The organism is uncultured Gulosibacter sp. (assembly GCF_963509965.1).
Taxonomy (GTDB): Bacteria; Actinomycetota; Actinomycetes; order Actinomycetales; family Microbacteriaceae; genus Gulosibacter.
Genome location: NZ_CAUPDE010000001.1, coordinates 107,641 through 131,306, shown reverse-complemented (window position 1 = coordinate 131,306; position 23,666 = coordinate 107,641). Strand labels below are relative to the sequence as shown.

At 60.6% G+C, this 23,666-nt stretch carries 22 protein-coding genes; 10 read left to right on the top strand and 12 right to left on the bottom strand.

What is annotated here, in order from left to right:
• Position 1: 1 nt before the first annotated feature.
• Positions 2–1,201 carry a glycogen synthase gene (gene glgA, locus RQ865_RS00610; protein ID WP_311476589.1) on the bottom strand — a complete coding sequence of 400 codons (1,200 nt, stop codon included), beginning with the start codon at positions 1,199–1,201 and terminating at the stop codon, positions 2–4.
• A gap of 99 nt (positions 1,202–1,300) precedes the next feature.
• On the opposite strand from glgA, the gene glgC reads away from it, so the two are divergent.
• A complete protein-coding gene (gene glgC / locus RQ865_RS00605) occupies positions 1,301–2,542 on the top strand; it encodes a glucose-1-phosphate adenylyltransferase (protein WP_311476587.1) in 1,242 nt (413 codons plus the stop codon).
• A complete protein-coding gene (serB, locus tag RQ865_RS00600) occupies positions 2,539–3,228 on the top strand; it encodes a phosphoserine phosphatase SerB (protein WP_311476585.1) in 690 nt (229 codons plus the stop codon). The genes glgC and serB overlap by 4 nt, the downstream gene beginning before the upstream one ends.
• A 59-nt stretch (positions 3,229–3,287) precedes the next feature.
• Here serB and RQ865_RS00595 read toward each other — a convergent pair whose 3' ends face one another.
• Positions 3,288–4,001, bottom strand: coding sequence for a beta-ketoacyl-ACP reductase (locus RQ865_RS00595; RefSeq protein WP_311476583.1), 714 nt, complete (start codon positions 3,999–4,001; stop codon positions 3,288–3,290).
• Positions 4,002–4,150: 149 nt separating this feature from the next.
• Between RQ865_RS00595 and RQ865_RS00590 the strand changes: the two genes are divergently transcribed.
• From RQ865_RS00590 to RQ865_RS00580, 3 genes are read left to right on the top strand one after another with little or no spacing between them, the layout of a single operon-like run.
• Positions 4,151–4,471: a DUF3099 domain-containing protein gene (locus RQ865_RS00590; protein ID WP_311476581.1), complete on the top strand. Its 321-nt coding sequence runs from the start codon at positions 4,151–4,153 to the stop codon at positions 4,469–4,471.
• Complete coding sequence (locus tag RQ865_RS00585) at positions 4,455–4,724, top strand: hypothetical protein (RefSeq protein WP_399521785.1); 270 nt, start codon at positions 4,455–4,457, stop codon at positions 4,722–4,724. The genes RQ865_RS00590 and RQ865_RS00585 overlap by 17 nt, the downstream gene beginning before the upstream one ends.
• Positions 4,721–5,605: an SURF1 family protein gene (locus RQ865_RS00580; RefSeq protein WP_311476579.1), complete on the top strand. Its 885-nt coding sequence runs from the start codon at positions 4,721–4,723 to the stop codon at positions 5,603–5,605. The genes RQ865_RS00585 and RQ865_RS00580 overlap by 4 nt, the downstream gene beginning before the upstream one ends.
• Before the next feature lie 60 nt (positions 5,606–5,665).
• On the opposite strand, the gene abc-f is transcribed toward RQ865_RS00580, so the two are convergent.
• From abc-f to RQ865_RS00565, 3 genes are all read right to left on the bottom strand, one after another.
• Positions 5,666–7,267, bottom strand: coding sequence for a ribosomal protection-like ABC-F family protein (gene abc-f, locus RQ865_RS00575; RefSeq protein WP_311476578.1), 1,602 nt, complete (start codon positions 7,265–7,267; stop codon positions 5,666–5,668).
• Between the two features lie 162 nt (positions 7,268–7,429).
• Entirely contained in the window at positions 7,430–9,403 is a 1,974-nt protein-coding gene (locus RQ865_RS00570) for a hydantoinase B/oxoprolinase family protein (RefSeq protein ID WP_311476577.1), read from the bottom strand.
• A complete protein-coding gene (locus RQ865_RS00565) occupies positions 9,400–11,439 on the bottom strand; it encodes a hydantoinase/oxoprolinase family protein (protein ID WP_311476575.1) in 2,040 nt (679 codons plus the stop codon). Before RQ865_RS00565 ends, RQ865_RS00570 begins: the two co-directional genes overlap by 4 nt.
• Before the next feature lie 221 nt (positions 11,440–11,660).
• Here RQ865_RS00565 and RQ865_RS00560 point away from each other — a divergent pair, with 221 nt between their 5' ends.
• A complete protein-coding gene (locus RQ865_RS00560; RefSeq protein ID WP_311476574.1) occupies positions 11,661–12,863 on the top strand; it encodes a helix-turn-helix domain-containing protein in 1,203 nt (400 codons plus the stop codon).
• Positions 12,864–12,867: 4 nt separating this feature from the next.
• Here RQ865_RS00560 and RQ865_RS00555 read toward each other — a convergent pair whose 3' ends face one another.
• On the bottom strand, positions 12,868–13,404 hold the full coding sequence (locus RQ865_RS00555; protein ID WP_311476572.1) for a TetR family transcriptional regulator: 537 nt from the start codon (positions 13,402–13,404) through the stop codon (positions 12,868–12,870).
• Between the two features lie 113 nt (positions 13,405–13,517).
• Between RQ865_RS00555 and RQ865_RS00550 the strand changes: the two genes are divergently transcribed.
• Positions 13,518–14,147, top strand: coding sequence for a biotin transporter BioY (locus tag RQ865_RS00550; RefSeq protein ID WP_311476570.1), 630 nt, complete (start codon positions 13,518–13,520; stop codon positions 14,145–14,147).
• A gap of 42 nt (positions 14,148–14,189) precedes the next feature.
• Positions 14,190–14,471: a cupin domain-containing protein gene (locus RQ865_RS00545; RefSeq protein WP_311476569.1), complete on the top strand. Its 282-nt coding sequence runs from the start codon at positions 14,190–14,192 to the stop codon at positions 14,469–14,471.
• A gap of 97 nt (positions 14,472–14,568) precedes the next feature.
• On the opposite strand, the gene RQ865_RS00540 is transcribed toward RQ865_RS00545, so the two are convergent.
• The 5 genes from RQ865_RS00540 to sufB all read right to left on the bottom strand — a co-directional run bounded on the left by RQ865_RS00540 (position 14,569) and on the right by sufB (position 18,708).
• On the bottom strand, positions 14,569–14,901 hold the full coding sequence (locus tag RQ865_RS00540) for a metal-sulfur cluster assembly factor (RefSeq protein ID WP_311476567.1): 333 nt from the start codon (positions 14,899–14,901) through the stop codon (positions 14,569–14,571).
• 74 nt (positions 14,902–14,975) lie between these two features.
• Positions 14,976–15,740, bottom strand: coding sequence for a Fe-S cluster assembly ATPase SufC (gene sufC, locus RQ865_RS00535; RefSeq protein ID WP_311476565.1), 765 nt, complete (start codon positions 15,738–15,740; stop codon positions 14,976–14,978).
• The gene (locus RQ865_RS00530; protein WP_311476563.1) at positions 15,741–16,073 is read right to left on the bottom strand and encodes a non-heme iron oxygenase ferredoxin subunit; all 333 of its coding nucleotides are present in this window, start codon (positions 16,071–16,073) and stop codon (positions 15,741–15,743) included.
• Complete coding sequence (gene sufD / locus RQ865_RS00525) at positions 16,073–17,284, bottom strand: Fe-S cluster assembly protein SufD (protein WP_311476561.1); 1,212 nt, start codon at positions 17,282–17,284, stop codon at positions 16,073–16,075. Before sufD ends, RQ865_RS00530 begins: the two co-directional genes overlap by 1 nt.
• Before the next feature lie 5 nt (positions 17,285–17,289).
• Positions 17,290–18,708: a Fe-S cluster assembly protein SufB gene (gene sufB / locus RQ865_RS00520; RefSeq protein ID WP_311476559.1), complete on the bottom strand. Its 1,419-nt coding sequence runs from the start codon at positions 18,706–18,708 to the stop codon at positions 17,290–17,292.
• A gap of 239 nt (positions 18,709–18,947) precedes the next feature.
• Between sufB and RQ865_RS00515 the strand changes: the two genes are divergently transcribed.
• Complete coding sequence (locus RQ865_RS00515) at positions 18,948–19,895, top strand: COX15/CtaA family protein (protein ID WP_311476558.1); 948 nt, start codon at positions 18,948–18,950, stop codon at positions 19,893–19,895.
• A gap of 134 nt (positions 19,896–20,029) precedes the next feature.
• Positions 20,030–21,838, top strand: coding sequence for a pyruvate kinase (locus RQ865_RS00510; protein ID WP_311476557.1), 1,809 nt, complete (start codon positions 20,030–20,032; stop codon positions 21,836–21,838).
• Here the strand turns inward: RQ865_RS00510 and RQ865_RS00505 are convergent.
• On the bottom strand, positions 21,835–23,661 hold the full coding sequence (locus tag RQ865_RS00505; protein WP_311476555.1) for a glycoside hydrolase family 20 protein: 1,827 nt from the start codon (positions 23,659–23,661) through the stop codon (positions 21,835–21,837). The genes RQ865_RS00510 and RQ865_RS00505 overlap by 4 nt on opposite strands.
• Between the last annotated feature and the right edge of the window lie 5 nt (positions 23,662–23,666).

Genomic DNA, 23,666 nt, shown 5'->3' with positions numbered 1-23,666 from the left:
GCTACGCTACCGCCGACTCTTCGAGAATCTCGCGATACAGCTGCTGTGTCTGCTGCGAGATCCGCTCCCAGGTGAATTCGGCCTCGACCCGCTCGCGACCGGCACGGCCATAGGCTGCGGTGCGTTCGGGATCGGCGAGCAGATCATTAATTGCGGCGGCCAGGTCGGCGACATAGCGCTCGGGGTCGGTCGGGGTTCCGGTGCCGTCTTGGACCTGGTCGATCGGAACAATGGTGCCGGTCACCCCGTCTTGTACCACCTCGGGGATGCCGCCGGTGCCCGACCCAACCACGGCGGTGCCGCAGCTCATCGCCTCAAGATTCACGATCCCAAGAGGTTCGTAAATCGACGGGCAAACAAACACATCCGCGTTCGTGAGCAGCGCCATGAGCTTTTGTTTGGGTAGGTGCTCTGAGATCCAGAACACCCCGTCTCGCTGGGTGCGCAGCTCGTTGACAAGCTCACGCACCTCACGCTCGATCTCGGGGGTGTCAGGCGCACCCGCGCACAACACCACCTGCACCTCGGGGCGTAGCGAACGCAGTGCCCGCAGCAAATACGGCAGCCCCTTTTGGCGTGTGATGCGACCGACAAAAATTACGCTGGGTCGGTCGGGGTCAATGCCGTGGGAGCGCACATAGTCGGGGTCGTTCACCGGCTGCCACACTGAAGTGTCAATGCCGTTGTAAATCGTCACGACCCGTTCGGGGTTCAGCTGCGGGTAGGCGCGCAGAATGTCGGTACGCATTCCGTTTGACACGGCAATGATGCGATCGGCGTTGGCGTAGGCGTCGCGCTCCATCCAGCTCGACAGTCGGTAGCCGCCACCGAGCTGTTCGGCCTTCCAGGGGCGCAGCGGCTCGAGTGAGTGGGCTGAAATCACGTGCGGAATGCCGTGCAGCAGCTTTGCAATATTGCCAGCTTGATTCGCATACCAGGTGTGCGAGTGGACGATATCGGCACCGGCCACATCCGCGGCAATACGCAGATCGGTACCGAGAAACCCCAGCGCAGCATTGGCTTCACGCAGGTCGACCGGAACATCGTAGGCGAAGGTATTGGGCTCATCGCGTTCGGCACCGAAACAGCGAACGACAACGTCAATATCGCGTCGCATGGCCTTGACGAGCTCAGTGACGTGCACCCCCGCTCCCCCGTAGACGGCCGGCGGGTACTCACGAGAAATCACGTCAACACGCATGTATCCAGACTATGCGAATCGGGTGAACACAACCGCCAAAGAACCTCCCAATTTTCGTCAGATTTGCTTACCTGACTGAGCTATTGTGAGCCCATGGTAATGGCGCAGAAAAAGGTCTTCGGAATCGTACTTGCTGGCGGCGAGGGCAAGCGCCTGATGCCGCTCACGGCCGACCGGGCAAAGCCCGCGGTGCCGTTCGCGGGACAGTATCGTCTCATCGACTTCGCGCTGGCGAACCTGATCAACTCGGGGTTGAGCAAGATCGTGGTGCTCACGCAGTACAAATCGCATTCGCTCGACCGTCACGTTTCGCAAACCTGGCGTCTACCGGCCATTCTCGGTTCGTATGTGTCGACCGTGCCGGCGCAGCAGCGTCGCGGTAAACACTGGTTCTCGGGCTCGGCTGACGCAATTTTTCAGTCACTGAACCTGATCCACGACGAAAAACCCGACATTGTCGTGGTAGTTGGCGCAGACCACGTCTACCGGATGGACTTTGCGCAGATGGTGCAGCAGCACGTCGAGTCGGGCGTTGGTGCCACGGTTGCGGCGATTCGCCAGCCCCTCGAAATGTCGAAGTCGTTTGGGGTAATCGATGTTGACCCCGAAAACCCGTGGCGCATCCGGCAGTTTCTCGAGAAGCCTGAACAGTGCGAGGGGCTGCCCGACAGCCCGCACGAGATTCTCGCTTCGATGGGTAACTACGTGTTCGATGCTGACAAGCTCGTCGAAGCGGTATCGCGCGACTCGCTCGATGATGAGTCGCGGCACGATATGGGCGGTGACATCATCCCCTACTTCGTCGACCAGGACGATTGCGGTGTCTACGACTTTAAGAACAACGATGTTCCCGGTTCAACCCCGCGTGACCGTGACTACTGGCGCGATGTGGGAACGATCGACTCGTTCTACGACGCCCACATGGACCTCATTGCCACACTGCCGATTTTTAACCTCTATAACGAACGCTGGCCCATCATGTCGCAGCAGCTGAACTCGCCGCCGGCGAAGTTCGTGCGCGACGCCCGCGGCTCTACCGGCACCATGATCGACTCGATCATTTCGCTCGGTTCGGTCATTTCGGGCGCTCATATCGAGCGTTCGGTACTCGGCCCCTGGACCAATGTGCGTAGCGGTGCGCTAGTGGTAGATTCAGTCACTTTCGACCGAGTCGTGGTCAGTGAGGGAGCGGTGGTGCGTCGCGCGATCCTCGACAAGAACGTCGTTGTCGGTGATGGCGCCCAGGTTGGCGTTGACCGCGCTCAGGATGAGGCTCGCGGATTTGCTGTCACCGAAAGCGGCATCACAGTGGTGCCGAAGAATGCGATCATCGAACGGTGACCACTTCTCAACTCCGTCTCGATCCGGTCGTCGGTAGCGGCGACATCACCCCCGGTGCTCGGTTCCTTGTCGTACTCGATGTTGACTCGACATTGATTAACGACGAGGTGATCGAGCTCGTCGCAGATTATGCCGGCGTACGCGACCGCGTCGCGGAAGTAACCGAACGCGCCATGCGCGGCGAACTCGACTTTGCAGGATCGCTGCGCGAGCGGGTAGCGTTGCTGCGCGGAGTGACACTGAGCGAAATCGCCAAGGTGCGTGAACGCATCACGGTCACCCCCGGCGTGCCCGAGATGGTGCGCGCGGTACACGAACGCGGTGGCCGCGTGGCGGCGGTGTCGGGCGGGTTTCATGAGGTGCTCGACGAGCTCGCTCGCGATCTACAGCTGGATCTTTGGCGCGCCAACCGCTTCGCTGCCGACGAGCACGGCGTGCTCAACGGTGAAGTCGAGGGCACGATCATCGGCAAGCAGCAAAAACTGCTCACCCTGCGGTCGTGGGCGAACTCACTCGGCGTGCCGGCGCAGCGCACCATCGCCGTTGGTGACGGTGCGAATGATCTCGGGATGATGTCGGTCGCGGGCCTATCGGTGGCCTTCGACGCCAAACCGGTGGTGCGCGAACAGGCATCGATCTCGATGCCCGATCGCGACCTTTCTCAGCTCATCCCGCTACTGCCCTAGTCCTCACGCAGTGCACGCTCACGCTCCTCAAAAAGAGTGTCGTTCGCGCGAGTGCCCGGTCAGTGCCCCATCCCCAGGCCGCCATCAACCGGGATGACCGCGCCGGAAATATAACCGGAGTCGTCGGATACGAGCCAGCGGACAGTCTTGGCGATTTCATCCACGCGACCGAACCGGCCTGCGGGAATTGACGCCAGGTATTGCTGCTGGGTTGATTCTGGCAGCACTGCGGTCATTTCAGTTTCGATGAAACCGGGTGCCACCACATTCGCGGTAATCCCGCGGCTGCCAAGTTCGCGCGTCAGCGAACGGGCGATGCCCACCAGCCCTGCCTTCGACGCGGCGTAGTTGATCTGGCCGGGTGAGCCATATAGGCCCACTACCGACGAGATCAGCACCACGCGACCGAACTTGGCTCGCAGCATCCCCTTGGCAGCGCGCTTAATCACCCGGAACGCACCGGTGAGATTCGTGTCAATCACGCTCGCGAAGTCGTCTTCGCTCATCCGCAGCAACAGCGTGTCTTGGGTGATTCCGGCATTCGCAATCACCACGGTAATCGGCCCCAGCTCTTGTTCGACACGGGTAAAAGCTGCGTCAACGGATGCACTATCGGTCACATCGGCGGCCACTGTGAGCGCACCCTCGGGGCCGCCCTCGCCCGAACGCGAGGTGACGGCAACCTGATAGCCCGTCGCGATGAGATCCTCCGCGATTGCTCGACCAATTCCACGATTTCCACCGGTTACGAGTGCGACTTGCGATTGCGTCATAGTGCTCCTTTGCTCGGCGTGTGGTTGCAGAATAACTAGCGGATACTCTCCGCCTCAGCGCTGACATCCTATGCGGTAACCGACTATCCTGAACTGATAGACAGGAGGCGGGGATACGCATGGGCGATCAGGTGACCACTATCACCTCGATGGCTGATTCTGTGCATGAAGAGCGCGAGTCGCGCTTGCGTCAGTATGCCATCACCATGTTGATTCGCACGCTCTGTGTTATTGGCATGGTGGTTGTACGGGGCCCAATGATTTGGGCATTCGCAGCGGGTGCCATCGTGCTTCCCTGGATCGCCGTAGTGTTCGCGAACCATATTCGGCAACGTCGCCGCGGCAAAGTGACCAGCCCCGAAGATAAGCCGTTGGTCACCACCCGTCCGAGTGTGAATCAGGACGCCTGGCGTGAAGCCGCGCACTCGCAACAGCAACAACGACAGGAGCGCAATGATGAGTTCCGGTGAGTTTGATCTTCGCACGCGCATCGGCATGGAAGCGTTTGCACCCGAGGCCACCTGTTCACGGGCCAAGTGTGAAGCAGCCGCCACCAGGCGGATTGAGTGGCGCAACCCGCGCATCCACAGTGAAGACCGAATCAAGATCTGGTTGACGTGCGACGAGCACCTCGAGTTTCTACTGGGATTTCTGAAGTCGCGCGGCTTCCCGGTACGGTTGCACGCGGTTGATGACCCGGTCAATGAGGAGCCAATTGAGTGAGTGAATCGCCCGAGAATCGTGCACACGGTGGGTGGCGTTTCCTCCTATCGCGCCGCTGGATCAGCTACTTCGTGCTGCTGGTTGTCTTCGCGATCGCCTGCGGATTTCTTTCGCACTGGCAGTTTGAACGCCGTGACTGGCGCCTTGGCGAGAATCACAAAGTGGTCGCGAACTTTGATCACGACCCGGTGGCACTCGAACAAGCACTTCCGCAGCTCGACTCATTCGACCCGCAGCAAGAGTGGCTCCCGGTAGCGGTTCGCGGAGAATATCTCGTCGATCAACAGCTGCTGGTGCGCAACCGTCCATATGAGCGTCAACCAGGTTTCGAAATTTTGACGCCCTTCCGTACCGAAACGGGCAAGATTTTCATCGTCGACCGCGGCTGGTTACCCACGGGCGAACGCGGCGACCTGCCAGACCACATCCCGACCCCCCCGTCGGGACCGGTCGTGTTGACGGCACGACTGAAACCAACTGAACCCCAAATCCCGGGACGCGAGGCACCAGCCGGACAGGTGCCAACAGTTTATCTGCCCGGGATTGCCGAGCAGCTTGATGGTGAGGTCTACACCGCAGCCTATGGCCTGCTGCGAAGCGAAAGCGGAGGCGCCGAAACCGGGATACTCACCTCCAAACCAGAAATCTCCGAGGGTAACCATCTCAGTTACGCAGTGCAGTGGATCATTTTCGCAGTGATCGCGGCGGTCGGGTTGATCCATGGCGTGCGGGCCGAGTTCCGCGAACGAAACGCCGATGATCCGCGGGTACTGGCGGCCAAACGTCGTGAGCGAGTGCGCGCGCAGCGTCGCCGCGAACGTCACGGGCCCAGCGATGCTGAGATCGAGGATGCGATCATCGACGAGGCGCTGCACCACTGACTGACACAACGACACCGCTTGCGATTGTGTCGCCGCAATGAGTCACGCAGCTGCCGACTGCTAGTTCATGCCGATGAGTTCGAAATAGTCGGAGTTCCAGAGGTCTTCAATTGCCTCGGGCATGACCAGTACGCGTTCGGGGTTGAGCGCCGCCACTGCCCCCTCATCATGCGAAACCAGGATCACGGCGCCCTCGTAGTGTGTCAGCGCCCCGAGAATCTGTTCGCGGGAGGCCGGGTCGAGGTTGTTTGTCGGTTCGTCAAGTATCAGCACATTGGCACTAGAAACCACCAGCATCGCCAGTGCGAGCCGAGTTTTTTCGCCACCAGACAATACCCCGGCGGGCTTGTGCACATCGTCGCCGGTGAACAGGAACGAACCGAGCACCTTGCGCGCCTCAGTCTCGGTGAGGTGTTGCGACACCGAGATCATATTTTCGAGCACCGAACGCTGGGTATCGAGTGTCTCGTGTTCCTGCGCGTAGTAGCCAATTTTTAGGCCGTGACCTTGAATAATCTCGCCAGTGTCGGGCTCATCCACACCCGCCAATATGCGCAGTAGCGTGGTTTTACCGGCACCGTTAAGCCCTAGCACCACCACTCGCGAGCCACGATCGATGGCGAAATCAACGCCGGTGAAAATTTCAAGCGAACCGTACGATTTCGACAGCCCTTTCGCCTGAATCGGGGTCTTCCCCACCGGGGCCGGAGTAGGAAACCGGAGGTTTGCCACGCGATCGGTTTGGCGCACCTCCTCGAGACCTGCGAGCATCCGCTCGGCACGGCGCTGCATCTGATGTGCGGCAACTGCCTTGGTGGCTTTTGCCCCGAACTTTGCCGCCTGCTGCTGTAGCGCAGTCGCTTTCTTTTCGATATTGGCACGCTCTTTGCGCCGTCGCTCTTCGTCAGCCTCGCGCTGCTTGAGATAGTTCGCCCAGCCCATGTTGTAGATATCGATGAGCTGCCGGTTGGCGTCGAGATAGAACACGCGATTCACGGTCTCGCCGATCAGTTCGACGTCGTGCGAGATGACGATAAGCCCGCCTCGATAGCTCTTAAGGAACTCGCGCAGCCACACCACCGAGTCGATGTCGAGGTGATTAGTCGGTTCGTCGAGAATCATCGTGCCGGCATCAGAAAACAGGATGCGGGCAAGTTCCACGCGGCGTCGCTGACCACCAGAGAGTGTTCGCAACGGCTGATCGAGGATGCGATCTGGTAGTGACAGGTTCGATGCGATTGCCGCGGCCTCCGACTCGGCTGCATAACCGCCGAGCATCGCAAACTCGTCTTCAAGTCGCGAATATCGGCGCATATATCGATCACGGTCGGCGTCATTTTTTGCGTCGGCAATCAGCTTTGCCGACTCGGCAAGTCGGCTACGAACCTCACCGAGCCCACGCGCATCCAGAATGCGGTTACGCGCGGTTTGGTCGGGATCACCGGCACGTGGATCCTGAGGCAGATAGCCAATCTCGCCGGAGCGGTCGACGCGACCGTCGCTGGGTTGAATCCACCCGGCAAGCACTTTTGTCAGCGTGGTTTTGCCGGCACCGTTACGCCCTACAAGCCCAACTTTGTCGCCGGCTCCAACCCGGAAGTTGACCTCGCTCATGAGGGTGCGCGCGCCCACGGTGATCTCGAGATCGTGCACGGCAATCATGCGCAGGCTCCTTGGATGGTGATAAACAACCTGCCAATTCTAAACGTCCGGTAGCTGTCGAGGCTATTGGACGATCCTCCCGCCATCGGAACACGCAAAAGTGGCGTCGCGGGATACCACTACCCGCGACGCCACTTCAGATTTCCTAAGAAGCGCGTTCAGTTAGCTCCAGTGATCGACACTGCGCCGCCGCATCGACTCGCGGAACTGTTCGGTGGAGCGGGCGAGCAGCTCGCCAGTTCCCCAGTCGAGGATCACACCGTAGCGGCGGATGACGTCGAGCATATCGATGTCACCGCTGCGGTACCCCGCGGCGATTTCTTCAGCATCGGCGGTGAACCACTCCGCTCGGTTAGCGCGAATGTGTTCACGTGCCTTTTCGGTGCCAGCTTCGTCGAGATAGTACTCGTCGAGTTCGATGTCACCCGTGGTAATCACCACACCGTAGTCACGCTCGGCACGTTCTAGCGAAACGTAACCGTCGATGACGTCGTCGAGCACTTGCTGGGGGTCGCGTTCGAGCGGGTCACCAAAACCACCACCACCGGCCGAGGGACGCTCGAAACGGTCACCGGGCTGGATCGCTACGGATGAGAAGACGCTGCCGAGGAAGCGTTCGTCGTCGCTACCGCGGTTGAGCCACACACCGTGCGGAATCGACGGTAGACCACCCTCAATACCCCAGGTGAGTGAGCGTGAACGGTCGCAGCAGTAGCTCATCACCGTCGACTCACCGTCGGTGAGCACGCCGCCCTTGCGGATACCGCATCCACCGCGGAACTTGCCGGGGCCACCCGAGTCGGTCTGGATGGCGTGTTCGGTGGTGAGTACCGGTGAGAGTCGTTCCTGACCCTCAAGCGGTTGCACTGCCAGACCCGCGCCGAACACCGGGGCGGTGGCATCCGAGCCATCCTTAGTTGCTCGGCCACCCCAGCCGCCTGCCATCCAGTCGTACCACATGAAGTAGGGCTTGGTTTCGGTGCGTGCATCGCGGCCACCAACGAGCAGGTATTCGAGGTTGAAGGCGCAGGCCATTGCGCGCTCGGGCATGATCTGCGACCACAGTTCGAACACCGCGTTCATGATCTTCTCGTGCGGGCCCGAGCAGAAGCCCGTCACCGCGTTGGGCCACCCGGCGTTAACGACGGTACCTTCTGGGCCGATATCGGCCGTGACCGCACGGTAGAATCCCGAGTTCAGCGGCACTTCGGGGAAGAAGGTCTTCGTGCCCGAGTACAGCGATGAATGGGTGGTGCCGTAGGCCGAGTTCAAGAACGTGGCGACGGCGGGGGCTGAGCCGTTGAGGTCGTAGTGGATCCCTTTGTCGTCGACGGTGAGCTTGATCCGGATCGGAATCATACCTTCGGGCGTCGAGGGGTCATTGTCGATGTAGTCGACGGTCTCCCAGGTGCCCTTCGGCAGCTCGGCGATGCGAGCCAGTACGGTGCGCTCGACGTAGTCTTGGGTCTCCTGCATGGCATCGACCACGGTGTCTTTACCGTAGCGGTCGACCAGTCGGAGCACCTCGCGCTCACACACTGCGGTTGCTTCCGACTGCGCGTGCAGGTCACCCATGGCGACCTCGGGCGAGCGGGTGTTCGAAACGATCAGCTGTGCAACATCGTGCAAGAACTCGCCCTTGCGCCAGACTCGCACCGGCGGGATGCGTACACCCTCACCAAAGTGGTCGGAGGCATTGACGTAGAACGATCCTGGCACCACACCGCCGATGTCGGCCCAGTGGCCCTTGTTTTGCGAGAATGCGATGATTTCGCCGTCCACGAAGATGGGGCGCACGAACGACACATCGTTGAAGTGGGTGCCACCGCGGTAAGGGTCATTGATCATGAACACGTCGCCGGGGTGGATGTCGTCGCCGAACTCCTGCAGCACGGCCTGCCCCTGGAAGTGCAGTGTGCCCACGTGCACGGCGATATCGGCCGAACCCTGCATTACCGTGTTGCCCTGTGCGTCACACAGCGCCGACGAGAAGTCGCGTGAGTAGATCACGAACGAATAGCAGGTGCGCAGAATCTGTTCGCTCATCAGGTCGACTGCGGTCGCGAAGGCATTCTTTAGCACCTCAAAAGTGACCGGGTCGAGTTTGCGGCTGGCAGTATTTACCTTGGTGGTCATTTCGCGCTCCCCTCCAGGTGGATGCGGATGTTGAGCCACTCATCAATCTCGGCGCGAGTGTTCGGCGGCACGACGGTAGTGGCGTCAAGCTGGTTAATAATGGCCGGGCCCTCGAATTGGGCGCCAGCAGGAATGTTGTCGCGGTCGTACACGGGGGTTTCGATCCATTCACCGTCGAAGTAGACGGGTCGCACCTCAACCGGCTCACCAGCGTCGGTGTCTTGTTTGGTGGCGGGAACGAACGAGGGCTTGTTGACTTTACCGACGGCCTTGACCTGTACCTCATAGATTTCTACGGGCGCCTCATCGTTGCGGAAAGCGAACTCCCGCTCGTGACGCTCGTGGAAGGCCTCCACCGCGGCGTCGAGGAAGTCGGGACCGTTGCCCACCGGAACGACCAGTGAGCGCCACTGGCCTGCGTATCGCATCGAGATCAGTCGTTGCAACACAGTGTCGCTTTCGCTGACGCCTTCGTGACGCAGGCGGTCACGTGCTTCGGTTTCGAGGCGGCGGAAGACATCTTCAATTTTTTCAGTGGCGATATTCGAGAGTGCACCGGTGTGCATCTGTGACAGGTCGTGCTGAATATCGACCAGCAGACAGCCCATTGCTGAGGTCACACCCGGGTTCGGTGGTACCACAACAGTGGGGATGCTGAGCTCGCGGGCAACGTCCACACCGTGCAGCGCACCGGCACCGCCGAAGGCGAGCAGTGCGAAATCACGCGGGTCGTAGCCTCGCCTAATCGAGATGAGCCGGACGGCGTCTGCCATATTGGCGTTGGCGACCTTGAGAATTGATTCGGCGGCCTCTTCGAGTGACAGCCCGAGCGGCTCGGCGATTACCCGGTTGATGGCTTCGATCGATAGGTCGCGCTGCAGTGACTTCGCACCACCGGCGAGCGAGGTGCCGAGGCGTCCGAGCGCCACGTTGGCGTCGGTGTTGGTGGGCTGGTCACCGCCGGTGTTGTAGCAGGCGGGGCCAGGGTCGGCGCCGGCTGATTGGGGGCCGTTGCGCAGTGAACCGGCGACGTCGATGTGAGCAAGTGACCCACCGCCGGCGCCGATCGTGAGCACCTCGATCGAGGGGAAGATGATCGGGTGGCCGTATTCGACCTCCCACTCCTGGGTTACGCGCAGTTCACCGTCGGCGACCATGGCGATGTCGGTTGAGGTGCCGCCCATGTCAAGGCTCACCGCGTTGGCGTAGCCACACTGTGAGGCGATGTGCTGAGCCGAGATTGCACCGGCGGCGATACCTGAGGCGGCCAACCGCACCGGGAACCGGTCGACCATGCGCGGAGTCATCGAGCCGCCGCCAGAGTGCAGCAGCAGCAGGTCGCCCTGGTAGCCGCCGTCGCTGAGTTGCTTTTCGAGCCGGTTCACATAGCCAGATACCAGCGGCGCCAGCACCGCGTTAGCCACCGCGGTATTGAACCGGTTGTACTCAAACATCTCGGGGAGAATCTCCGCTGATGTCGAGATGGTGGCATCGGGAATTTCTTCTTCAAGAATTTCCCGCATCCGGATCTCGTTGGCGGCGTTGGCGAACGAATTCACGAAGCACACGGCGATGGTCTTGGTGCCGCGCTTGCGTAGCAGTGCCGCCAGCTTGCGAGCCTCGTCTTCATCGAGCGGGGTGAGGATCTCTCCTCGGTAGTCGATGCGCTCGGTTACTTCGAAGCGGTCACGGCGGCGGATGTACGGGCCGGGTACGTCGCGGTAGGCGTCCCAGAGATCATCTTTGGTGCCGTCACGGATTTCAATCACATCCCGGAAGCCGGTGGTGGTGACCAGTGCGGCCTGTGGGAAGTTGCGGGTAATGAGGGCGTTGGTCGCGACGGTCGTACCGTGCGAGAACAGCTCGACATCCGCGAGATTGATCTCGGCCCGTTTGACGCCGTTCATAACGGCGATCATGGGGTCGTGCGGGGTTGAGGGCACCTTGGTTACCCTCATTGTCTTTTCGTCTTCGTCGAAAATGCATACGTCGGTGAACGTGCCACCCACGTCGACGGCGACTCGAAGTTGCGTCATTGCTTCCTCCAGGGGGTTCGTCGTTGAACTTGTCGACAAGCTTGGATTGGCCGTTTCGAAAAATCTATTGCGGAAAGTCCAGATTCGCACCGGATGCACTTGTAGTATCTACAAGAACTCGAAAAACGGGCTGGTCAGCGATGGAGATGAACGCCCTGTATTTTCAGCGTTCACTCAGCCAATTCCCCGCCCCCATGCCGAGTTGAAAGAGGTTCATTTTCATGCCTGCCGCACTCTCACTCGACTGGCTGCACGAAACCCTTTCGCACCTGCCCGATCGCCACCAGCTACCAAGCGTGCTGCAGCGTATATCGCAGCGAACTGGCACCTCGGTGGTGCTGTTCAATGCCGTTGGCGAAATGCGGGCGGCGGTCGGTCACGCACCCGCGCGGCTGATCTGGGAATCACTCCTTCCACATCTGCACGACGAGCTGCTCTCGAGCTCCGGCACTGATCTGCGCCTGCGGGTGGGGCGCTGGCAGCTGCATCCGATCATCACCGGAAGTCACGCCGCCGCGCATGTGCTCGTGCTCGCCGCTCTCGATGATCGTGCGATTGACGACGCAACCAGGCTCATCGCCAGCACCGCTATAACTGCCGTGCTCGCAGCGTTGCATGGACTTGACTCCGCACGTATCCGTGAACGGGCCGAACTATTGAGCACCCTCGGGCAGGGAATCGCCCGCGACCGAGAATCACGTTTCTGGCCGCGACTGGTTGAGTTTGGATTCGTGGCGTATGCACCATTCATGCTGGTGGTTGGTGCGCCGTCATCGCCGCAGGCGGATGCCGCGCGCGCCGTCCATGAGCACATCACCCGCGTGGGTGGTAGTGAGTTTGGCGTGCTATTTGCCAATCATCTCGTCTCGGCAGCGAGCGACGAAGAGTTTCACGCCCTACTTGCCGATACCCCGGATGCTCAGGCATGGCTCGAGGAGCTTGGCCGCAACCATTTCTTGGGAGTTTCGGCCACGCACTCGGCCCTTACAGATGTGCCTCGGGCGCTACGCGAAGCAGAACTCGCCCAGCGAGTTGCGGCAGATTTCGGTGTTGCGCGTCACGAATCACTCGATAGCGAGGCCGCTGCGCACCATCCCGTACATTATTCGCGGCTTCCACTACGCCAGTGGATTGCGGCGGAAGCGGGCCGTGGTGAGCTCACCGCCCGCCGTCGGCGCATCCTGCGCGCCTTCGACAATCAGGCTGAGTTGCTGCACACACTGGTCGTCTATCTCGCGAGCGATATGGAAGTGTCGACAGCAGCCGATCACCTGTATGTGCACCCAAATACCGTGCGCTACCGACTCAGCCGAGTTGAGCGCGCCCTAGACGTCTCGCTTCGCTCACCCCAGGCAGTTACCGACCTGATGCTGTGTCTTGAGCCACGCGTTGCGGCAATGCAATTGCTGCTCGATCAGGAATAGCATGCTATTTACGCTGCGCTGCACTAGTGCCGAAAAGCGCCTGCAACCCGGCACTCAGCGTTTCGGCACTGGCGCGCACCGATTCTGCGCCGATGTCAATACCGTGGGCCACCGCCTGGGCCCGCTGCTGTTCATGCTGCACCTCGCCCAGCACGAGATGCAGGGCCGTAGAAGCGAGCGCCTCCGTGTGGCCGGCGACTGCACAGGCATCGAGCAGACAGGTGTAGGCAGCTTCGGCGCCGAGGCCAAAGGCGATACTGCTCGCCACCATCTCGGCTCCATCTGGTACCGAAACCAGACATTCACGAATAGCCAACCCGGCAGCCACCGGGTCACCGAACTGTTGCGTGGCTAGCGGCGCCACCAGCAGGTCGCACACCCCCGCCACCATCGCCTGTTTATTAGCAAAGTGCCAGTACAGCGCACCGGGTTGCACCTCGAGCTCAGTGGCGATGCCGCGCATTGACAGCCCCGACAGCCCGTACGCTTGCAGCCGCTGCATCGCGACTTCCAGCACCGACTCGCTGGTGAGCTTGGTCATTGCGTCGATTCCCTTCACTGGCTATCTTGAACACTGTTCAAGTTGTTGAACGGTGTTCAACCGCTCAATGAAACCACGCCATCAATCACATTTCGATGCAAGGAGACCTGGCGATGACCACGAATGCACCATCACTATCCCCCACCACCGGTACCGTGCTCGCCGACCACCTGGTCGACAAGCGCTCCGTCGTCGCGAATATCGCACTCATCGGCGCCGGCGCCACACTCGTTGCACTCCTTGCTCAAGTTGAAATTCCCATGTGGCCGGTGCCGATCACCGGCCAAACCCTCGGCGTGATGCTCGTCGGCGCCACGCTGGGTGCTTGGCGTGGTGCGGCGGCTCTGCTCACCTACCTCGTCGCAGGTCTTGCCGGTCTGCCGGTATTCGCTGGGTTCTCGGGCGGTATCGCTAGTGTCGCCACCGAATCGTTCGGGTTCATCATTGGGTTCGTTTTCGCTGCGGCCCTTGTTGGTTGGCTCGCGCAGCACAATTGGGACCGCCGACCACTGCTGTCACTGCTCGCGTTCTTTGGGGCGAGCCTGGTCCCGTTCATTTTCGGCGTGCCCTACATGTGGCTCATACTCGAGCAGAAGGGCGTTGACATGACCTTCGCACTGGCAATGCAGTATGGAGTCACGCCGTTCATCATTGGCGGCATCGTGAAATGGTTGCTCGCTGCCGCCCTACTGCCGCTGGTATGGCGACTCGTACGCGCCGTTGAGCGCGACGCGAACAGCTAATTTGCCCCTTGTCGCGCCGCGTCACAGCACTAGGATGATGCTATGAAAAGCCAGAGCGAGATTGTCTTCGAAAATGATCGATTCCGCGCCACCAAATGGACCATTCAACCTGGCGGCACGATTCCGATGCATCGCCACGAACATGACTACGTGGTCATTCCGCTGAGCGACAATCTGATGCACGTCACCACCGCCGACGGCGAACTCATCGAGGCGGTGTTGCAACCCGGCACAGCGTACGGGCGAGATGCCGGCTCGGAGCACGAGAACGAAAACCGTGGCGATAGCGATGTCGTTTTTATCGAGGTCGAATACCTCAAGTAACTCGACCCCGACTCCGAACAACAAAATGGGCGGATGCGGCACCATAAATCGGTGCTGCATCCGCCCATATCAATGCTGGCGCTAAACCCCAACCGGGCTAGATATTGAAACCGAGCGCACGCATCATTTCGCGCCCGTCCTCGGTGATCTTCTCGGGGCCCCACGGCGGCATCCACACCCAGTTGATCTTGAACCGCTCCACGACCCCATCGAGCGCTTTGGCGGTGTCGTCTTCAATCACATCGGTGAGCGGGCAGCCGGCCGAGGTGAGCGTCATAGAAATGATTAGTGCATCCAGCTCATCCTCCCAGTGCAGGTCGTAGATGAGCCCGAGATCAACGATATTGACGCCCAGCTCGGGGTCGACAACATCCTTGAGTGCCTCTTCGATTTCGTCGTATCGCGCTGGCTCCAGCGTGATCAGTGCCATCTTGTCTCCGTTTCTCAGAACCCGGATGTGCCCCGGCAGCCGGCTGCGGGCTGGCCAGTTACCGGGGCCAGCGACTAGTTGCTGCCGGGGCCAGCTAGGTAGCGGTCGTAGCCCTCTTCTTCGAGTCGTTCGGCAAGCTCCGGCCCGCCCTCTTCAACCATGCGACCGTTCACGAAGACGTGCACGAAGTCGGGCTTGATGTAGCGCAGGATGCGAGTGTAGTGCGTGATCAGCAGCACACCGAGGTTGGTCTCTTCCTTTGCACTGTTGACGCCCTCCGAAACGATTCGCAGCGCGTCAACGTCGAGACCCGAGTCGGTCTCGTCGAGGATCGCGAACTTGGGGTTGAGCAGGCGCAGCTGCAGAATCTCAGCGCGTTTCTTCTCACCGCCAGAGAAGCCCTCGTTCACGTTACGGGCGAGGAACTCGTCGCCGATACGCAGTTCTTCCATCGTGCCCTTCACGGTCTTCATCCACGAGCGGATCGCGGGAGCTTCGCCATCTACAGCGGTCTTGGCGGTGCGCAGGAAGTTTGACAGCGTCACGCCGGGGATCTCGACCGGGTACTGCATCGCGAGGAACAGACCGGCTTTAGCGCGCTCATCAACCGACATTTCGAGCACATCTTCGCCGTCGAGGGTGATCGAACCCTCGGTCACCTCGTAGCTCGGGTGACCGGCGATAGTTGCCGCGAGAGTCGACTTACCAGAGCCGTTCGGCCCCATCACGGCGTGGACCTCACCCGAGTTAATGGTGAGGTTCACACCGCGCAGGATTTCCTTCGGACCCTGGTCGGTTTCGACGCTAACGTGCAGGTTTTCAATAACAAGCTGAGGCATTTATTTCTTCTCCTTGTAGATCGGAGTCGGGTCAATCAAGATGTCATCGTTTTCGAGCTTGATCTCGAAAACCGGTACCGGCTCGAATGCCGGGAGGTTTTGTGGCCAGCCGGTGGTCAGCGAGAAACGAGAACCGTGTGCCCAGCACTCGAGTTCACACCCCTCGACAAAACCTTCCGATAGCGAGATATCGCCGTGAGTGCAGCGGTCACCGATGGCGTAAAGGTTGCCGGCCGAATCGCGCACGACCGCGATCGGCCACTCGCCCACCACCACTCGCTTGGGTGTGTCAACCTGCACCTCAGAGGCGGCGCAGACTCGTTCGAACGCCATTACTTGCGCTCCTTCTCGGCCTGTTCACGCTCGTAAATCGCTGCGATGGCGGCGTCTGCCACTTTGAGTTCTTCTTCGAGACGGTTCTGCACGCGCTCAGCGAGTGCCGCATCGTCAAGCTGCTGCACAATCTCGTTAAGGAAGCCGTGCACCACCAGACGCCGGGCGCTGAGTTCGTCGATACCGCGAGCCATCAGGTAGAAGAGATGCTCTTCATCGAAGCGACCGGTGGCTGAGGCGTGACCGGCGCCCTCGATATCACCGCACTCGATCTCGAGGTTCGGCACCGAATCGGCGCGGGCACCGTCAGAGAGCACGAGGTTGCGGTTCTGCTCGTAACTGTCGGTGCCGATTGCACCCTCACGGATGAGCACATCACCGATCCAAACCGTGCGTGCGCCGTTACCCTGCAGCGCCCCCTTGTAGTTGACGTCGGTGCGGGTGCGCTCGGCAGCGTGGTCGATATACACCTGGTGCTCAAAGTGCTGCCCGGCGTCGGCGTAGTACAGGCCGCGAACATCCGATTCGGCGCCGTTACCATCCAGGTGCACCTCGGGGTTCACCCGCACTGCGGCGCCGCCGAAGGTAATTACCGAGTGATCGATGGCTGCGGCCCGCCCCACGCTGGCGTGATGCACACCGAGGTGCACCGAGTCGTCATTCCACTCGTGCAGGGCAATCACCTTGAGTGAAGATTCATCATCGAGCACAATCTCAACGTTCTCGCTATAAAGCGCCGAACCCGTGTACTCGAGGATGATGGTGCCGCGCGAGTGCCGTTCGGCATGCAGCACGATATGCCCGAGTGAGCGCTTGGTAGCGTCGTCACCCGAGATGCGCACGCGCACCGGTTCGGTCACTTCTTGTTCTGCCGGGATGCGCACCAGCAGCGCCTGTTCGGTGCGAGCATGTGCGATTGCCGAGGCAATATTTTCGGGGATGAACGCCTGTCCGCGCGGTGCTTCGCCAGCCACGAGCGTGCCCACCTCAACACCCTCGGGAGCATTAATGTCGTAGCTGAGCTGGGCCTGGGCCGACTCATCAATGAACAGCGGCGCAAACTTGTCTACCGGTGAGTACTTCCACTCGGCGTCACGGTTGGTGGGCGCGCTGAAGTCGGCCGGCGTGAACGACTTGGGGCGTTCTGAGCGAGTCTGTACCGGAACAAACTTTTCAGCGTTGTGCGCCACTGGTGATTTTTCGGTCGTCATGTGGCTTAACCCACCGATCCTTCCATTGACATGTCGATCAGCTTGTTGAGTTCGAGTGCGTATTCCATCGGCAGCTCACGCGCAATCGGTTCGATGAAGCCGCGCACGATCATCGACATCGCCTCGGTTTCTTCCAGGCCACGGCTCATGAGATAAAACAGCTGCTCTTCCGAGACTTTGGTGACAGTTGCCTCGTGGCCGAGCTGCACGTCATCCACCCGGATGTCGATTGCCGGGTAGGTGTCGGATCGCGAGATGGTGTCGACCAGTAGCGCATCACAGATCACCGAGTTGGCGGAGTGGTAGGCACCGTCACCGATGCGCACCTCACCGCGGTAACCCGAGCGCCCACCCCCACGTGCAATCGATTTCGAAACGATCGACGACTGGGTGCGCGGGGCGAGGTGAATCATCTTCGCACCCGCATCCTGGTGCTGGCCGGGGCCGGCGAACGCCACCGAGAGCGTTTCGCCGCGGGCGTGCTCACCGGTGAGGTAGATCGACGGGTATTTCATTGTCACTTTGGAGCCAATATTTCCGTCAACCCACTCCATAGTGGCGCCCTCTTCGGCGATCGCGCGCTTGGTTACGAGGTTGTAGACGTTATTCGACCAGTTTTGAATAGTCGTGTAGCGCACGCGAGCATCCTTCTTAGCGATGATCTCAACCACCGCCGAGTGCAGCGAGTCGGTTTTATAGATCGGCGCGGTGCAGCCTTCGATGTAGTGCACGTAGCTACCCTCGTCAGCGATGATCAGCGTGCGCTCAAACTGGCCCATGTTCTCGGTGTTAATGCGGAAGTAGGCCTGCAGCGGGATCTCAACGTGCACTCCCTTGGGTACGTACACGAACGAGCCACCCGACCACACCGCGGTGTTTAGCGCGGCGAACTTGTTATCACCGGCAGGGATCACAGTGCCGAAGTATTCTTCAAAGAATTCCGGGTGCTCGCGCAGCGCGGTGTCGGTGTCTAAGAAGATGACTCCCTGACGTTCGAGCTCCTCGTTGATCTGGTGATAGACCACCTCAGACTCATACTGCGCCGCAACACCTGCGACCAGGCGCTGACGCTCGGCCTCGGGGATACCGAGCCGCTCATAGGTGTTGCGAATGTCTTCGGGTAGATCTTCCCAGGTGGTCGCCTGGCGTTCCGAAGCGCGCACGAAGTATTTGATGTTGTCAAAGTCAATCTCACTGAGGTCGGCGCCCCAGCGTGGCATCGGTTTGCGGTCGAACAGCTTCAGACCCGATAGGCGGCGTTCGAGCATCCATTCGGGCTCGTCCTTAATCTCGGAAATATTCCGCACAACCGCTTCGCTCAGTCCACGCTGCGCCGCGGCACCGGCAGCGTCTTTGTCGTGCCAACCGAACTCATAGTTTCCTAGGTCGTTCAGTTCAGGGCGGTCGATGAGCACGTCAGACATCGATAGCTCTTCCTCTCTCTATGGTCGGTCGTCGGCGCGGTTCGGAGTTTCGAACATAGAATGAAACAACCTGACGCGGTAAAACATTCCGCGCCCGCGTAGTGCCGCTTCCGCAGCCTCGCTCCACCGACAGCAATTCGAGTCTAAGCCACCGTCGAACACTGTTCGCAGCAATTACCCAGCCCGCGCCCGGGTGTGATCGAGCGGCGGCGGCAAACTCCCGACAGGAAACTATGGCGATGCGTTCCGCAGAAACTCAGCAGTCTTCGTTCCGTGACCGGTTTATGCCCACCGAGGTCACCGGCTACACCCGGGTGGTCACCTGGCTCAACGTCATCACCAATATCGGCATTGTCGGCACCGGCGGGCTGGTGCGGCTCACCGGGTCGGGGCTTGGCTGCTCGGAGTGGCCTTACTGCACGCCCGAGTCGATCTTCCCCACTGCCGAGCTGGGCATCCACGGGATGATCGAGTTCGGTAACCGCACCCTCACGTTCGTGCTCGTAGTAGTTGCGCTCCTCGCGTTTCTCGCGGTGGTGCGCACTCCGAAACAGCTCGGGCTGCGCCGGATTCCGCTGGTGATCGGAATTCTCATCATCGTGCAGGCCGTGGTGGGCGGGGTTACCGTGTGGCTCGAACTCGATCCGCGTATCGTCGGGGTGCACTTCCTCTTCTCGGCGCTGCTCGCCGCTTTGGCCGGGCTGCAGCTCGCCCGAGTGCAGTGGGCGCATGAGCGTCCCGCGAATCTTGCGATCACGCGGGAGCACGGTGTGTGGTTTGTGGCACTGTTGGTGACGCTGCTCTGCTGGTTCACCGAGATAGTTGGCGTGCTCACCACTGGATCTGGCCCTCACGCCGGTGACGAGCTTGCCGCACGCAACGGTCTCGACCCGGTGGTCATGCACCACGTGCACGCTTGGCCCGGTTACGCGCTGTTGGCGGCTATCGTGCTGCTGTTGGTCTTGGTGCATTCGAAGCAGCTGCTGCGCAGCCGTAATCTCACTGTCGCGCTCACGGCCCTGGTGCTCGTGCAGATTGGCTTCGGTGTGTATCAGGCGCGCACAGGCCTGCCGATCTGGTCGGTGGCGATCCACATGGTGCTCGCAGTGACAGTGCTGGCATCGCTTTCGGTTCTGCTGGTCAATCTGCGTCGTGAACTCAGCCAGCCTCATGACGTAAATGAATAGTGGGCCCGGCACTCGATAACGCCCGCTGTCAACTCAGCCCTTTGGGATTGTCGGTCTTCTTTCTCACACCTGTTTCGAGGCGAACCCCGGTAACCGTGCTCCGGTGTTCATTTTTATGCGTTGCAATAAACGCTATGGAACTTCAGCGTGCCCGTGTCCTGCCACTTCCAGAACTACACGCGCAGCTGTGCGCGATCCGCGACCGTTTGCATGCCGCCGAGGCAGCAGCTGCCGACCAGATCGCCGCGGTGCAACCCCAGCATCGTTCCAGCGCCCGCAATCTCGTCCACTACGTAGCAATTCGTCAACACGATCTGCGTCCACTGCAGGTGTCGCTTTCGGCTTACGGCCTCTCGAGCCTTGGACGTACCGAATCTGAAGTGCTCTCGTGGCTGCTGACCGTCATCGAAACGGTGGCGGCTATGCTCGACGGTCGGCACCGACACGATATCTGGGGCGCGCTCGACAGTGGCGACCTGATGCTTGTACGCAACACCATGGCGACGCTCGGTGATGTGCACAGCAAGGCTGATCGCGACACTCGCATCATGGTGACGATGCCTTCCGAAGCAGCCGATAACGAAGTGCTTGTGCGCCGCATGGGTGCCGCGGGAATGGACATTGCCCGCATCAACTGCGCCCATGATGAAGAAACTTCTTGGAGCCGGATGGTGAGTTCAGTACGGGCACTGCCTGGTGATGTGCTTGTGGCGATGGACCTCGGTGGCCCCAAACTGCGCACTGGCCCCCTCGAGGCCGGCCCGAAGGTCATTAAGGTCAAACCCACACGCAACGACCGAGGCGTGGTCACCGAGCCCGCGCGCGTGCGTTTTGTTTCCGAGGGTGAACGGTTCGTGGTTGGCGCGACCGAAACCGAAACCGTGATCCCGGTGCGCGGTGAGCTGGCTGGGTTGCATGTGGGCGATCAGCTCACGATGCGGGATGCACGCGGCCGTCGCCGGAAGCTCCAGGTTGCCAGCGTGGAACAGGCCGGGGTTGTGGTGACTTTTGACCGCACCGTGTACTTCGAAACCGGCGAGCAAATCCAGCCGGGCGCGCTCAAACCATTTATCGTGGGCGAGCTTCCCGAGGCGCGTCAACACCTATTCGTCATTGCCGGCGATGAGATCCGGTTACAGCGCGATATGATGCCCCAGCCTGCACACACCAAGCGGGTGCATCGCATTGGCTGTTCGCTCGAGGCGGCGTTCAGTGATGTTCAGCCCGGCCACCGCGCCCTCTTTGATGACGGCAAAATTGAGGGTCTGGTGCGCGAAGTGACACCCGACGAGATCATCGTGGACGTGGTGCGCGCTGGTGCCGCTGGTGTCAAACTGCGTGCCGAAAAAGGCATCAATCTTCCCGACACAATCCTGCGAATTCCCGCCCTCACCTCAGACGACCGGTCGCATCTACCGTTTGTGGCGCAGCATGCAGACATGGTCAACCTGTCGTTCGTGCGTTCGCGCGAAGACGTCGCCGATCTCATTCACGAACTCGAACAGCTCGGGGCCGATCGACTCGCGATCACCCTCAAAATCGAGACCGAGCCTGGGTTTATGGCGTTGCCCCAAATGCTCCTCGAGGCAATGCGTTGGGGTGAGGTTGGGGTGATGATCGCCCGTGGCGATCTGGCGGTCGAGCTCGGATTTGACCGGCTTGCCGAAGTGCAAGAAGAAATTCTGTGGGTCTGCGAGGCCGCCCATGTGCCGGTGATCTGGGCAACACAGGTGCTCGACTCGCTCGCCCGCACGGGCCTCCCCTCACGCGCCGAAGTGACGGATGCGGCAATGTCGCGTCGTGCCGAAGCGGTGATGCTGAACAAGGGCCCGTTCATTGTTGAAGCAATTTCGGCGCTCGATTCGATCCTCTCGCGGATGGGCGGACACGTCGATAAGAAGCGTTCACTGATGCGGCCGCTCGCGTCGTTCGAGCTCGGCTAAGGGTTCGCTCGCCGACGCTGAAGCACGGCAAATGCAGTCGTCGCAACCAATAGCGCCCCCGCAGCAAGTAGCGACGGCAGCAGCCATGCTTTGTCAACCTGCTCGCCGGGTTTGCCCGCCGCGGGTGAGGCATTCGAGGCGGGTGGCCACTGCCCCTGTGCCCGGCTGCCATCCGCTGTGAGCGGCACCGCAACCGGATCGCCAATGTCGTCGACAAGCTGTTGAAATGCATCCCAGCCGGGCACGTCATCAGCACCACTGAGCTTCCACGACATCGCAGCAACCGGTAACCGCAGCCGTGCGAGCAGTTCGGTGTCGTTGAGTGCCTCAGGAATATCACTCCACACGGCGAACATGCCGCCGGTGACCTCGGCTTGGCCACTGGCCAGTTGACCGCCCGCAAAAACATCGGCATTCCAATCGCTGAGGATCGCTTCGCCGGTGGGATAGACATAGCCAACCCGTTCACCGAGCACGAAATACAGATACTCATCGTTGACGTTGAGAAGTGGATTTCCGTTGCCAGAAAAGTCATCAATACTCGCGACGTCCGCGGGTCTGGTTGTCCAATAGGCCACCGTGATATCCGGGTTGAGAGAAACCACGTTACCCTTCAACATCCCGTCGCTCCACACTCGGGCCGAATAGCCATGGCGCTCGAGCCGGGCAGCCGCTTCGTTCACAAACTCGGTGAGCGCATCCGAAGCGTTCGCATCGGATCCAATACTCGAGCGCGCATACTCGCTGAGTGCCGCGACCTCGCTGTGATCGGCGAAATCGACAAACTCATCGGCGCCGAGGTTCCACTCGCCCGGTTCGAACAGCTCGGTGTACTCGTCGATGAGTTCGAACGCGAACTCGCGCGCCTGCGGATTCGTAATATCGAGCGCGCCAAATACCGGCGTGCCATCGGCTGCCTGCAGCTGCCACTCGGGATGCGTTTCAAGAACGTGATCGAGATGTCCCGGCATATCGAGTGACGGGGTGATGCGAATATGCAGATCAGCGGCATAGGCTACCAGCTGGCGAATTTCGTCTTTGGTGTAGGCGTCGTCGCTCGCGATTTCGGGGTACTTATCGCTGGCAATTGCCCAGCCCTCGTTTTCTGAGAAGTGCAGCTCGAGCTCGTTTAGACCGGTCCACGACATGCGTAAAAGCAGCTGCTCGAGAGTGCCGAGGGTGTAATGCTTGCGGGCGACATCCAGATGCACGCTGCGGGTTGGGCTCGGCTGCTGCAGCTTGTAGCTGCCGTATTGTACGGCACCGTTGGCGTTGAGTGTCTGCAGCAGCGACCGACTTCCGCGAAAGAGCCCGGATGCGTTAGCTGCGCTCACCGTGACGCCGTGATCGTTGACCGTGATGATGACCATGTCACTGTCGAGTTGCTTGTCGTCGAGCTTGAGCGTCAGCTGTGTCGCATCGGGGTGATTTTCGGCATACTCGGGCGAGGTGTAGGCGATGACCGGAGGTTCTGTCACCAGTTTGGCGTCAGCAAGCTCGTGAGCGAGCCGGTCTGCTTCGCGAAGTGCGCCGGGGGTAATGTCGTCGGCCATCGACTCGGGCTGCAGCACGTCGTCGAGCACCAGGATGCGTTGCAGTCGCCCCGGCTGCCAGCTTCCGGACGATAACTGCGGTGATGAAACGGGCGGGATCGATGTGAATGGCAATCGGCTTTGAGCCGCTGACGTTTCACTCGCTGGCCCAGTTTCGGCTGCGTTTTGCATCGGTGACGCCAGCGCGCTCGGAGCGGCGCCAATTTGCAGCAGCAGCGCGAGCGTAGCCGCCGTTGCCGCTGCAATCAGCCACGCTTGTCGCACAGCCATGCGGT